Origin of the sequence: Xanthomonas sp. WCS2018Noco2-27, from assembly GCF_031843525.1 — a bacterium.
In the GTDB taxonomy this organism is placed as follows: domain Bacteria; phylum Pseudomonadota; class Gammaproteobacteria; order Xanthomonadales; family Xanthomonadaceae; genus Xanthomonas.
In genome coordinates this window covers 116,572-129,827 of record NZ_JAVTIK010000004.1, presented here as the reverse complement: position 1 = coordinate 129,827, position 13,256 = coordinate 116,572, and the positions used below count along the sequence as shown (strand labels likewise).

General features: G+C 65.1%; 9 protein-coding genes and 1 other RNA gene. 4 read left to right on the top strand and 6 right to left on the bottom strand.

From position 1 onward, the window contains the following. Nucleotides 1-8: 8 nt before the first annotated feature. The 6 genes from RQH86_RS09635 to RQH86_RS09610 form a co-directional block, all read right to left on the bottom strand. Nucleotides 9-824: a DUF3014 domain-containing protein gene (locus RQH86_RS09635; protein WP_311239593.1), complete on the bottom strand. Its 816-nt coding sequence runs from the start codon at nucleotides 822-824 to the stop codon at nucleotides 9-11. Between the two features lie 256 nt (nucleotides 825-1,080). Continuing rightward, nucleotides 1,081-2,250 (bottom strand): lysozyme inhibitor LprI family protein, encoded by a 1,170-nt coding sequence (locus RQH86_RS09630; RefSeq protein WP_311239592.1) that lies wholly within the window; start codon nucleotides 2,248-2,250, stop codon nucleotides 1,081-1,083. Then, a complete protein-coding gene (locus RQH86_RS09625; protein WP_311239591.1) occupies nucleotides 2,247-3,848 on the bottom strand; it encodes a hypothetical protein in 1,602 nt (533 codons plus the stop codon). Before RQH86_RS09625 ends, RQH86_RS09630 begins: the two co-directional genes overlap by 4 nt. 240 nt (nucleotides 3,849-4,088) lie before the next feature. After that, a non-coding RNA gene (locus RQH86_RS09620) (sX9 sRNA) lies at nucleotides 4,089-4,167 on the bottom strand. 150 nt (nucleotides 4,168-4,317) lie between these two features. Further along, on the bottom strand, nucleotides 4,318-5,211 hold the full coding sequence (locus RQH86_RS09615) for a hypothetical protein (protein WP_311239590.1): 894 nt from the start codon (nucleotides 5,209-5,211) through the stop codon (nucleotides 4,318-4,320). 14 nt (nucleotides 5,212-5,225) lie between these two features. Continuing rightward, the gene (locus RQH86_RS09610) at nucleotides 5,226-5,705 is read right to left on the bottom strand and encodes a DUF3574 domain-containing protein (protein ID WP_311239589.1); all 480 of its coding nucleotides are present in this window, start codon (nucleotides 5,703-5,705) and stop codon (nucleotides 5,226-5,228) included. 318 nt (nucleotides 5,706-6,023) lie between these two features. On the opposite strand from RQH86_RS09610, the gene RQH86_RS09605 reads away from it, so the two are divergent. The 4 genes from RQH86_RS09605 to otsA all read left to right on the top strand — a co-directional run bounded on the left by RQH86_RS09605 (nucleotide 6,024) and on the right by otsA (nucleotide 13,123). Beyond that, nucleotides 6,024-8,459 carry a TonB-dependent receptor gene (locus tag RQH86_RS09605; RefSeq protein ID WP_115559107.1) on the top strand — a complete coding sequence of 812 codons (2,436 nt, stop codon included), beginning with the start codon at nucleotides 6,024-6,026 and terminating at the stop codon, nucleotides 8,457-8,459. A gap of 716 nt (nucleotides 8,460-9,175) precedes the next feature. After that, nucleotides 9,176-9,940, top strand: coding sequence for a trehalose-phosphatase (gene otsB, locus RQH86_RS09600; protein ID WP_311239588.1), 765 nt, complete (start codon nucleotides 9,176-9,178; stop codon nucleotides 9,938-9,940). A 40-nt stretch (nucleotides 9,941-9,980) separates the two neighbouring features. Further along, on the top strand, nucleotides 9,981-11,759 hold the full coding sequence (locus RQH86_RS09595) for a glycoside hydrolase family 15 protein (protein ID WP_115513671.1): 1,779 nt from the start codon (nucleotides 9,981-9,983) through the stop codon (nucleotides 11,757-11,759). Next, the gene (otsA, locus tag RQH86_RS09590; protein ID WP_055848926.1) at nucleotides 11,756-13,123 is read left to right on the top strand and encodes an alpha,alpha-trehalose-phosphate synthase (UDP-forming); all 1,368 of its coding nucleotides are present in this window, start codon (nucleotides 11,756-11,758) and stop codon (nucleotides 13,121-13,123) included. Before RQH86_RS09595 ends, otsA begins: the two co-directional genes overlap by 4 nt. The last annotated feature ends 133 nt before the right edge of the window (nucleotides 13,124-13,256 follow it).

Sequence of the window (13,256 nt, the reverse complement as noted above, 5' to 3'; positions counted from 1 at the left end):
CGCCAACCTCAACGTCCCTGCAACAACGCTGTGCGAATGGCCTGCAGCTGCGCCTTCACCGCTGCGGCCTGGGTTGGCCCCAACCGCAGCAATGCCTTCTGCCCGACCGACGCAGATTCCAACGCGGGATCCAAAAAGAGATAGCGGCCACGCACATCGCGCACGACCGCAATTGGCTGGCGCGGCTCCGGCGTGCGCAGCAGATGATCGATCACATCGATCACGCGGTCGTTGAAGTAACGGTCCGGCGCGCCCAGGTTGGCATAGGCCTGCTGAAACAATGGATAGAAGCGCACATAACTCCACACCAGCGCCTGCGCATCCACGCTGGTAAACGCGGCGACATACGGCGCATAGCGTGCTGCGTTGGCCTGGTCGATCACGCTGCGATCGGCTGCGCTGGCGACCTGCAGTTCGCCCGGCACCGGCTGCAGCACCGAGGCGCGGCGGCTGATACTGGGCTGGGTGAGATTATCGATCATCACCACCACGCGTTCGATCAGATGCCCGCGCAGCACGATCGACAGCGCGTCGTCCTGCTGCACCAGGTCCAACAGCGCTTGCCATGCGGCAGCGTCGCTCTGCGCCAATGCCGGAATCGCCGCATCTGCGGCATCGGGCGATGGCGTCTGCACCGGGTGGCGCGGCGCGGCGGGTGCAGGCGGCGACGGTGCGACGGCGGCAGCCACCGCGCTCGCGGTCTGGCTGATGGGCGCGGGCATCGCACCAGATGGATCGGACGGCCCGCGGAACAGCCACCAGGCGGCGCCGGCAATGAGCGGCACCGCCAACAGCCACGGCCAGCGCGAGGACTTGGTTTGCATCATGGAACTCCTGACATCGACAACATCAGGGTGTGACCATGAGATGGTGCGGTGGTTCCATCGATGTGAAGCCGCAGCGCATTCATCGACCGCGCGGGCGCATGCCGAGGCGAGACAGCGTCACGCACGCGAGGCAGCAAGCGCCTGATCGGCGCGCGGACATCAGGCAGCCACGCGCCCGCCGCAGATCCGGCTCAAACGAAACACGACGCAGCGCTGACGGCAAAAACGAAGCGCCACGTACGGCACACCACGCTCAATTTGCGAAGTCCAAGCGCGCATTCACCCAGGCCGCCACGATCGCGGCGGCAGCCTGATCGGCCTGTTTTGCAGGCAGCTTTTTTTCGCGCACCAGCCACGCCGCGGTATCCGCGCGCACCTTCGGCAACAACGCCCGCACCGCCTTACGGTCTGCTGCCGGCCACTCGCTGTCATCGCCGTCCCAGGCAGCAATGGCCTGGTCCGGATCATCGCCATAGCGCTTGCGCAAAGCCGGTTGCAGGTACAACAGCGGCGACACCGAGGCGCGCAGCGCAATCACGCCCCACTCGGCGTAGCTGGCATAGCGGATGGTGCCGGCGTCCTTGCTCAAGGCTTCGATCAAGGAATCGAACCCATCGTCCAGCTGCTTCCAGCTCGCCAGCGCAAACAACCCACCCGGCGGCTCGCACACCGGGGCAAACGAGTCGCGCGTGGAGCCATACAGCGGCCCGAATGCCTCGTACGCAGGCTCACCCACCGCCGCGAAAATGAAGCAGTGCACATAGGGCCGATTTCCGCTGCCGTCTTGCTCGATCCACATGCGCAATAGCGTGAGCACGCGTTCGGGCTGTGGCGTTGCCGGCGTGCCGGCAGCGTCATCCAGCAACGACGCCGCAAAATCATCGATCTTGTGCAGGGCCTTGCGCGCACTTTCAAAACGCGCGTTCGCCAACGCTGCATCCACACCGGCGGCGGGGACGAATTGATGCAGATACGCCAGCCATGCCGAAGCCAACGGCGCGTCGTAGGCCTGCAACTGCCGTGCGGCCTCGGCAGGCTTGCCGGGGATGCTGGCGATGATGCGGTCCAGCGCCTGTTGCTGCGCGGTGAGCGCTTTGGCCAGCACATCGGCTCTGGCGCTGAGGCTGCGCTGCAGGCAGCCGTCCGGCTTGGCATCCTGCGCGCAGGCGTTGCGCTGCCGCAGCCAGGCGCGTTGTTGCTCGCGCACACCGGCCACCGCAGCGCGCGGCGTCGTTTGCATCAGCGCCTGGTAGCTTTCGTCCAGTTGATCGTCCAGCAGACCGAGTGCGGGCACCGCGCAGATACGTTTTTCTACCGGCGTACTGGCCTGTTTGCAGTCGAACGAGGCCGCCCATGCAGTGCTGGCGCTAAGCACCAGCGCGCCGCCAAGCAGCAGTCGACCGACACGCGCGTGATACTTCATTGCACTGCCTCCTTGCGTGCCGGCAGCAGCGACAGCAACAGCAACGTCACCGACAGCGCGACGTAGGCGCCGACAAATTGCCAGCTGATCGCCCGGGCCAGGCCCTGCAGCGACCAGGGCAGATAGATGCCGCCACGTGGGTCCACCGAATGGATCAGTCCGAACAGTGTCAAGCCCGCAGCGACCAGCAGAAATATCGCAGCGCGGCGTAGCCGGCCATCGATCATCGCCGCCACCGTGGCGATCCACAGCATCGCAGTGATGATGAACCCATTGCCTAGCGCGAAGATCACCGCCAGCTCCGGCAGGCCGTGGCCATCCACCTTCGTGGTCAACGCCACCAGTTGCTCCGGCGCGATCCAGCCCGGCGCCTTGATGGTCAGCAGGTACGCCACCGACGGCAGAAACCCCAGCACCATCGCGCCGGCGTGGTGCCTGGGCGTGGCCTGAAACGCCTGTGTGGTGATGTCGATGGACACGTACACGATGATCGGTGCCAGTACCGCCAGCGGCAGCCACTGCACCAGCCCGCTGATCACCCCGAGCATGCCGCCGATGCCGACAAACAGGCCGGTGAGCAAGGTATAGCCGCTGCGCGCGCCCATGTTTTTATACGCAGGCTGGCCGATGTACGGCGTGGTCTGTGCCACGCCGCCGCACACGCCGGCCACCAATGTGGCCAGCGCCTCCACCAGCAGGATGTCGCGGGTACGGTAGTCGTCGCCGGCCGCGCGCGCGCTTTCGCTCACATTGATGCCGCCCACCACCATCAACAGGCCGAACGGCAGCAGCAACGGCAGGTAGGTCACCGTCGCCGGCAGTCCTTCGATAAAGCCCAGATTCGGTAGCGGCAGCACGATCTGCGGCGCGGTCCACGCAGGCACCGCAAAGCCCGGCGCGCCCAGGCCCGCCAGTCCCAGCCCGTAATACAGCGCCGTGCCGATCACGAACGCCACCAGCACGCCCGGCAGTTTGGTCGGCAGGCGGCCCTTGGCCAACAGCACGTACAGCAGCAGTCCCAGGGTGACGAAGCCGGCCACCGGCGAACGCAGCGTCTCCAGCAACGGCAACAGGCCCATCAGCACCAGCGCGATGCCGGCAATCGACCCGAGCAAGGCTGCGCGCGGCAGTGCACGCGTCACCGCCTCACCAACGAACGACAGCACCAGCTTGAGCAGGCCCATCACCACCAGTGCGGCCATGCCCAGTTTCCAGGTGGCGATTGCCGCCACCTGCGGATCCAGCCCTTGCGCCTTGAAGCCGGCAAACGCCGGGCCCAGCACCAGCAACGCCATGCCGATGCTGGTGGGCGCATCCAGGCCCAGCGGCATCGCGGTGACATCGTCGCGCCCGGTGCGTGCGGCCAGCCGCCGCGCCATCAAGGTGTAGAGCAGGTTGCCCACCAACACACCGAACGCAGTGCCGGGAAACATGCGCCCGAACACCACCTCGGCCGGAAACTGAAATATCCCGATCAGCGCCGCCGAGATGAAGCCAAGAATGGAGAGGTTGTCGACGACCAGGCCGAAGAAGCCGTTGAGGTCGCCGGCGACGAACCAGCGCGGCGAGGCCGCAGGACGCGAAGAGGGAGCGGACATGGAGGTCTGCAAGACGTGGGGACAGGCGATGGTAGCCGCTGCCCGGCACCGGTGACAGCGAACCGGTGGAACGGGGTGTTGGCGCGCATGGGATGGGGAACACGGCCATCGGCAAGCGCCTACGCATGCCGATGCAGCACGGCGACATGCGACACGGCAGCGCGCGCGTCTCGCGTGCGCGCAGTTCGACGCGCGCGCAGGCAATGCGATCCGACCTCACCAACAACGGCCATCAGCGGCGGCTGGCAAAACGTAGCGAGCAGTCGCCAGGCGGATATGGACGGCGCACTCGGAGCCGCAGTGCACGAGTGCCGGGCACTCGCTGCGCCCGGCAGGCGGCTACGCAACTGTGCTGTTGGCCGCTCTTAGCAGCGCTCAGGCGACCGCGCACGCATGCCGGCGGCGACACAGAACGGATGCCACAACCGATTCAAGATGCCGGCCGCGCCCACATGACAAGCGACGCCGGTTATTGCCCGCTGCCAGCGGAAGCGGCATCCACCGCCACCCAGCCCACCACCTCGCCCGCCGTGGCGCTGCGGTAACGCAGCTTGATGCGCATGCCATCCGCGCTGACATCCAGCGCATCGGCGCGATCGCCCTGTACCAGATACCGCCGCGTGCTGGCCGCGGTTGGCGTGGCATACAAGGGCAACCGTGCCACCTGCACCCGCAGTTGCACGGGCATCGGCGACTCCAGCGTTTCGCCGATGGCGGTGGCGATCACACCGCCATGCGCGTCGAAGGTGGACCACACCGACAGCGGATAGGCGTCGTCGCCATCGCGCCCCAGCAGCGACTGGATGTCTGGCGATTCGATCGGTTGCTGCGAGCGATACACATACAGCCGGCCATCGCTGGCATAGCGATACTGATCGCTGTACCACATCGGCCCGCTGCGGCAGGCGCTGGTCAGACTGCGGTCCTTGGCGTCGGGGGTCAGATTCCACAACCCGTCGCACTGCACCGCCGGGCGCGTGGGCGCGGCCAGTGGCCGGAAGCGCCGTTGCACCGGGTCGAAGAGGAACACCAATGTCGCCTCGTTGACCTGGCCCAGCATCGCGGTGACCGCAAGATCGCGGTGCCCATCGAAGTTGTAGTCGTCGCTTCGGACGCTACCGCCGCCCTCGCCGTCATCCACATTGGCGTCCAGCCACTGCTCGCTGCCGCCCGGCGACAGCACCACGTGCAGGCGCGCGCCCACCAGGCTGGCGGTTGCGTGTGTCGTCGCATCGATCGCCACCTGCATCTGGCCGTCGTCTGCCGTCGCGGCAAACCCCAGCAGGCCGAGCGCTGCGCCCAATGCCACGCGCATGGCCGCGCTATCGGGACGCAGCCCGTCGCGCCGTTGCATCTCGCGCATGCGCACCGCGCGGCTCAGAACGACACATCCACCGCCTGCCGCGACCACAACACCGACTGATGCCCGGTGGCCTGCTTCCAGGCCAGCCGAATCGCTTCGATGTCGTTGCGCCGCTGCGGGGTGTCTTCATGCAGGATCACCAGCACCTTGGTGCCGAGTCGGTTCGGCTCCTTGGCGCCGCGGAACAGCCACTGGCCGTAGGCATCGAACACCGTCAGCCCATCCGGGAAGCGTGGGGTCACTTCCTTGTCCAGAAACGCGCGCCACTGCGTCTCGTCGATGGTGCGGGTCTGCGGGCGATCGGCCGGGCCGGTTTCTTCGCCCACGCCAAAGTAGAGCTCGCTGCGAATCCAGCCACGCGCGTCGCCGGGACGTTGCGCATCGCCCTGCATGCTGGCGGTGGTAGTCGCAGCAGCGGGCGTCTTGCCCGGCATGGTGGCGCAACCAGACAACGCCAGCACGGCGGTGATCAACACGGACGGCAGCAACTTCATCGAGTTCTCCAACGGTTTCAGGGGGGACTAAAAACAGCGATGCACAGGTGGCGCGCCGCAGTCGGCGCGCACAGTGGCGGGCGTCATGCGGCAAGTGTACGAGCCGCACTGCTGCGGGCGTTACGCCAGTGGCGCTGGCGCTCATGCGGCCGCGCTATCAGCACATGCAGGGGCGCGCACCGTGCCATCTCGCGCAGGCCTGAACAACGCGATAATATCTCTCCATCCGGATGAATGTGGAACAGTCCGCCCCCTTGCGCACCAGTCCGGCCGGACGCCGGCCCTGCGGCGCGTTTGCAGTTGCAGGAGAGAGAGAGCATGACCCGCCCCACCCTTTCGATGATCGGCCTGGCTGTGGCCGCTGCATTGAGCGCCAACGCGCAGGCTCAGCAGGCCGATACCGGCGCCACCACCCTGGACACGGTGATCGTCACCGGCACCCGCGCCAGCGACCGCACCGTGCTGGAATCGACGGTGCCGGTGGACGTGCTCACTGCCGAAGACATTCGCAAGGCCGGCGTGGTCAACGGCGAGCTGGGCAGCGCGCTGCAGGCGCTGCTGCCGTCGTTCAATTTTCCGCGTCAATCCAATTCCGGCGGTGCCGATCACATCCGCGCCGCACAACTGCGCGGGCTCTCGCCCGATCAGGTGCTGGTGCTGGTCAACGGCAAGCGCCGCCACACTTCGGCACTGGTCAATACCGACAGCAAGATCGGCAAGGGCACCACGCCGGTGGATTTCAATTCCATCCCGATCAACGCGATCAAGCGCATCGAAGTGCTGCGCGACGGTGCCGGCGCGCAATACGGCTCCGATGCCATTGCCGGTGTCATCAACGTGATCCTGGACGACAACCCTGAGCGCGGCGAACTGGAAGCCAGCTTCGGCGCCTACAACACCGATGTGGCGCCGATCGATCGCCGCGTCACCGATGGCCAGACCAGTTACGCCAGCGCCAAGGTCGGCTCGCTGCTGGGCGATGACGGCGGCTTCTTCAAGGTCGGCCTGGAATTGAAGAATCGCGAAGCCACCAACCGCGCCGGCTTCGATCAGATCCCGCCGTTCGAAGAGCAGACCCCGGACAACCTGGCCCTGGCCGGCCGGCGCAATTACGTGCTCGGCGACGGCGCCACCAAGGGCTTGAACGCCTGGCTCAACACCAAGATTCCCTTCAGCGCCAGCGGCGAGTTCTACGCCTTCGGCACGTACAACCAGCGCGACACCGAGGGCGCAAATTACTTCCGTTACCCCGACAGCAGCGCCAACTGGCGCGAGATCTACCCCAATGGCTACCGGCCGATTTCCGAAGGCGAAAATCGCGATCTGCAACTTGTTGCCGGCGCACGTGGGCAGTGGGGCAACTGGGATTACGACGCCAGCGTCAACTACGGCCGCAACGATTTCACCTACCGCCTGCGCAACTCGCTCAATGCCTCGCTCGGCCCGGGCAGCACCACTGCGTTCAAGACCGGTGATTTTGCGTTTTCGCAGACCGTGGGAAATTTCGATCTGACCCGCGTGTTCGACATTGCCGGCGCCACCCATACCTTCGGCACCGGCGCCGAATTCCGCCGCGAGCAATACCGCACCCATGCCGGCGACCCGGCCAGCTACGCCGCCGGCCCGTTCACTGATCGCCCCACCGGCTCGCAGGCCGGCGGCGGGCTCACCCCGCAGGACGAAGCCGATCTGTCGCGCAATGTCGCCAGCGCCTATGCCAACGTCTCCAGCCAGTTCGGTGAAAAATTCTCCACCGACCTGGCCGGTCGCTATGAGCATTACCAGGATTTCGGCAGCCAATGGACCGGCAAATTGGCCGCGCGCTATGCGTTCGCCCCGGCATTCGCGCTGCGTGGCGCCATCTCCAACAACGTGCGCGCGCCATCGCTGAGCCAGATCGGTTACGAAGCCACTTCCACCGGTTACGACGCCGCCGGCCGGCTGACCCAGGGCCGCTTGCTGTCGGTCAATAACCCGATCGCCCGCGCGCTCGGCGCCACCGATCTCAAGCCGGAAAAGTCGGTCAACTACAGCCTGGGCTTCACCAGCAAGCTGGGCGATCACTTCGACCTGTCGCTGGATTTTTTCCAGATCGATATCGACGACCGCATCGCCTTGTCCGAAGACATCACCGGCGACGCCTTGACCAGCTTCGTGCAGCAGAACTTCGGCGTGACCGGCGTGCAGAGCGCCAGCTATTTCCTCAACGCCGCCGACACCCGCACCCGCGGCGCCGAGCTGGTCGCCAACTGGCGCCAGTACGCCTTCGGCGGCGACCTGCTGCTGACCGGCACCTACAGCTATGCCAAGACCGAGCTGGAAAACATCATCGCAACGCCCGCGCAATTGCTGGCATTGAACCCGGACTACGTGCTGTTTGGCGTGGAAGAAAGCAACACGCTCACCGATGCGGCACCACGCACGCGTGCCGCGCTGGCGGCCAACTGGAGCAACCAACACTGGAACCTGCAGACGCGCGTGAACCGCTATGGCAGCGCTACACGCGTGTTCGACTTCGGCGGCGGCTTCGTGCCACGCCAGACCTATGGCGCCGAATGGCAGCTGGATCTGGAAGCCGAATATCACCTGGGCACACAGTGGACGCTGGCCATCGGCGGGCAGAACATCCTGGACAACTATTCGGACCGCTCCATCGACGATATCGCCTACTTCGGCAACCTGCCCTACGACGTGCTCTCGCCGATCGGCAGCAATGGCGCGTACTGGTATGGGCGGGTGCGGTATACCTTCTGAGCAACAGCGCAAGCTGCAAACTCCCTTTCCCCTAGGGAGCGTGCTCTAGCCCCTCTCCTGCGGGAGAGGGGTTGGAGTGAGGGTACGGGCGAAGCTCCTGTGCCCTTCCAACTGCACGAGGCTTCGCCCGTACCCTCATCCGGCGCTACGCGCCACCTTCTCCCGAGGGGAGAAGGGAAGAACACCGTGGCTACCGCTTTAGCCCCTCTCCCTCCGGGAGAGGGGTTGGGGTGAGGGTACGGGCGAAGCTCCCGTGTCCTTCCAACCGCACGAGGCTTCGCACGTCGCCTCAGCCGGCGCTACGCGCCACCTCCTCCTGAGGGAGAAGGGAAGAACACTGCGGCTGCCGCTTTAGCCCCTCTCCTGCGGGAGAGGGGTTGGGGTGAGGGTACGGGCGAAGCCTCCGTGTCCTTCCAACTGCACGAGGCTTCGCCCGTACCCTCATCCGCCCCTTCGGGGCACCTTCTCCCGAAGGGAGAAGGGAAGAACACTGCGGCTACCGCTTTAGCCCCTCTCCTGCGGGAGAGGGGTTGGGGTGAGGGTACGGGCGAAGCTCCCGTGTCCTTCCAACTGCACGAGGCTTCGCACGTCGCCTCAGCCGGCGCTACGCGCCACCTTCTCCCGAGGGGGAGAAGGATAGGCAGTTGCATGTGTCTACCAGCACTCACTGCCGTTCCATAACCTGAATCTCACACCGGTTTGCGCACACTAGCGTAATGGCAGACGCGCATTCCCCCCTTCCGTCGCCGCCATTGCTGGACGATGCCTGCGCATTGTTTCTGGACGTGGACGGCACCCTCATCGACTTTGCCGAGAGCCCCGAGGCCGTGCGGCTATTGCCCGAGGTACGCGAGGCAATTGTCCAGCTGAGCGAGCGCCTCAACGGTGCCATCGCCCTGGTCAGCGGACGTCCGCTTGCACAGCTCGATGCCTTGTTCGCACCACTGCTGCTGCCGGCCGCCGGCCTGCATGGGCATGAGTTGCGCAGCGATGTTGCCGCACGTGCCGCCATGCCGCAGGACACTTCTGCATTCCTGCATGGCCTGCATCAACGCGCTGCGGCGCTGACGCATAAACACGCAGGCGTGCTGGTCGAAGACAAAGGCGTGAGCGTTGCGTTGCATTGGCGCGCGCAACCGGACGCCGGCACCGATGTGCTGGCCTTCGCGCAGAGTGAAATCGCCCAGCTCTCCGGCTATCGCCTGCAGCCGGGCGACCACGTGGTCGAATTCGTGCCCGAAGGCAGCAACAAGGGTTTGGCCGTCGAACAACTGATGCAGACCGCCGCATTTGCAGGCCGCACGCCGGTGTTTGTCGGCGACGACCTCACCGACGAATTCGGCTTCGATGCAGCCAATCGCTTAGGCGGCTGGAGCATTCTGGTCGGCGATCGTGCACAGACCAGCGCGCGTTTTCGCGTCGACGGCACTGCCGCTGTGCACGCGTGGCTGCAACACAACGCGCGCCACGCATCACCGTAGGCGCGCTTCCTTTCGCTACTTACAGGATCGTTTGCACCTCATGACCGAGCCAAATCTGGATCTGGGCGTCATCGGCAATTGCAGCTTTGGCGCATTGGTCGATCGGCAGGCACGCGTGGTGTGGAGCTGCCTGCCCGCCTTCGACGGCGACCCGGCTTTTTGCAGCTTGCTGTCGCCCAAGACCGAAGGCGGCGATTTTGCGGTGGAGCTGGAAGACTTCGTCAGCAGTGAGCAGCACTACCTGCCCAACACCGCCGTGCTGCGCACCGTCTTGCGCGATAGCCACGGTGGCGAAGTGGAAGTCATCGACTTCGCACCGCGCTGGCGCAATAACGGCCGTTTTTACCGGCCTGTCAGCATCATCCGGCAGATTCGCCCGCTCGCTGGTAACCCGCGCATCGTGGTGCGTGCGCGCCCGCTCGCCGACTGGGGTGGCCGTACGCCCGATACCACCTGGGGCAGCAACCATATCCGTTGGGTGTTGCCGGAATTCACCTTGCGCCTGACCACCGACGTGCCGGTGCGCTTCGTGCGCGACGGTTTGCCGTTCGTGCTCAGCCACCCGGTGAGTCTGGTGCTGGGCGTGGACGAATCGCTGACCCGCTCGCTCACCGGTTACGTGCAGGAAGCGCAGGAACGCACCGAAGAATATTGGCGCGAATGGGTGCGCTATCTGTCCATTCCGCTGGACTGGCAGGAGGCGGTGATCCGCAGCGCGATCACGCTCAAGTTGTGCCAGTACGAAGATAGCGGCGCCATCATCGCCGCGATGACCACGTCCATTCCGGAAGCGCCGAATACCCCGCGCAATTGGGATTACCGGTATTGCTGGCTGCGCGACGCCGCGTTCGTGGTGCGCGCGCTCAACCGGCTGGGCGCCACGCGCACGATGGAGCAGTTCATCGGCTACATCTTCAACATCGCCACCGCCGACGGCACCCTGCAGCCGCTGTACGGCATTGGCTTCGAATCGCAGCTGGAAGAGCATGAAGTCGACACGATGGACGGCTACCGTGGCATGGGCCCGGTGCGGCGCGGCAACCTGGCGTGGATCCAGCAACAGCACGATGTGTATGGCAGCGTGGTGTTGGCCTCGACGCAATTGTTCTTCGATCTGCGCCTGAAGGATCAGGGCGACGCCGACACCTTCCGCCGGCTCGAACCGCTGGGCGAGCGCGCTTATGCGCTGCACAACGTGCCCGACGCCGGCCTGTGGGAATTCCGCGGCCGCGCCGAAGTGCACACCTACACCGCCGCGATGTGCTGGGCCGCGTGCGATCGCTTGTCGAAGATCGCCGACCGCCTGGCGCTGCCCGAGCGCAGCGTGTACTGGCAGCAGCGCGCAGACAGCATTCGCGAGCGCGTGTTGGCCGAAGCCTGGAGCGAAGAACGCGGCCATTTCACCGACACGTTCGGTGGCCATCGTCTGGATGCCTCGCTGCTGTTGCTGGCCGACATCGGCATCGTGGATGCCGACGACAGCCGCTTCGTGCGCACGGTCGAAGCGGTCGGCCGGGTGCTCAAACATGGCGATGCGCTGTATCGCTACATCGCGCCCGACGACTTCGGCGAGCCGGAAACCAGCTTCACCATCTGCACGTTCTGGTACATCGATGCGCTGGCCTCCATTGGCCGCAAGGACGAGGCACGTGAATTGTTCGAGCGCATTCTGTCGCGCCGCAATCACCTCGGCTTGCTCTCGGAAGACCTATCGTTCGAAGACGGCGAAGCCTGGGGCAACTTTCCTCAGACCTATTCGCATGTCGGTTTGATCATCGCAGCGATGCGCTTGTCGCGGAGCTGGCAGGAGGCGTCATGAGTCGTTTGGTGGTGGTATCCAATCGTGTTGCAGTGCCCGGCGAAAACCGTGCCGGCGGCCTTGCAGTCGGGTTGTTGGCAGCGCTCAAGGAGCGCGGCGGCATGTGGTTCGGCTGGAGCGGCAAGACCGCGCGTGGCGACAGCGGCGGCATGCACGAGCAGACCGAAGGCGACATCACCTTCGTCACCATGGACCTCAACAAGCGCGACATCGACTCGTACTACAACGGCTTTGCCAATCGCACGTTGTGGCCGTTGCTGCACTTCCGGCTGGACCTGGTCGATTACGACCGCGCCAAGCGCGAAGGCTATCTACGCGTCAATCGCTTGTTCGCAGAAAAACTCGCGCCGCTGCTGAAAGACAGCGATACCTTGTGGATTCACGATTACCACATGATCCCGCTGGGCGCGATGCTGCGCGAGCTGGGGGTGGGCTGCAAAATGGGCTTCTTCCTGCATGTGCCGATGCCGTCGGCCGATTTGATGCAGGCGATGCCCGATCACGCACGCTTGTTCAGCACCTTTTACGCCTACGATCTGGTCGGCTTCCAGACCCAACGCGATGCAGAGCGCTTCAAGGCGTATGTACGCCTGTTCGGTGGCGGCCGCATTCTGGACGGCGATCTGGTCGAAGGCCCGGGCGGGCGGCGCTTCACTGCCTCGTCGTTCCCCATCGGTATCGACACCGATCTGATTGCCAATCAGGCAAAAGCATCCGTCAGCAAGCAAGCCGTGCGCGATCTGCGCGAGAGTCTGCGCGGGCGGCAGCTGGCCATCGGTGTGGACCGATTGGATTATTCCAAAGGTCTGCCGGAACGCTTCCAGGGCTTCGAGCGTTATCTGGAGCGCTACCCGGATCAATCCGGCAGCCTGACCTATCTGCAGATCGCACCGGTATCGCGCGGCGATGTCACAGAATATCGTCAATTACGCGGGCAGCTGGAACAGATCGCCGGCCATATCAATGGTGGACATGCGGGGCCGGACTGGACGCCATTGCGCTACGTCAACCAGAACTTCAGCCATGCGACATTGACTGGTTTCTATCGGGCCGCATCGGTGGGCCTGGTGACGCCATTGCGCGATGGCATGAATCTGGTCGCCAAAGAATTCGTGGCCGCGCAGGACCCTGAGAATCCCGGTGTCCTGGTGCTGTCGTTGCTGGCCGGCGCGGCGGACGAAATGAAAGAAGCGCTGCTGGTCAATCCGCACGATCTGGACGGTGTGGCCGATGCAATCGCAACGGCAGCAAGCATGCCGTTGGCAACACGTATCGAGCGGTGGCGGGCGATGATGGATCATCTGCGCAAGAACAATATCAACCACTGGCGCCAGCGCTACCTGCAGGCGCTGGCAGACGCCTAACCCCTCTCCCTGCCGGAGACGGTGCCCAAACGCGCTGTATGCATGCCCTTTTCCCTGCGGAAGTAAGTGCCCGAACTCGCCGCCTGCATTTCCTTCTCCCTCCGGGAGAAGGTGCCCGAAGGGCGGATGAGGG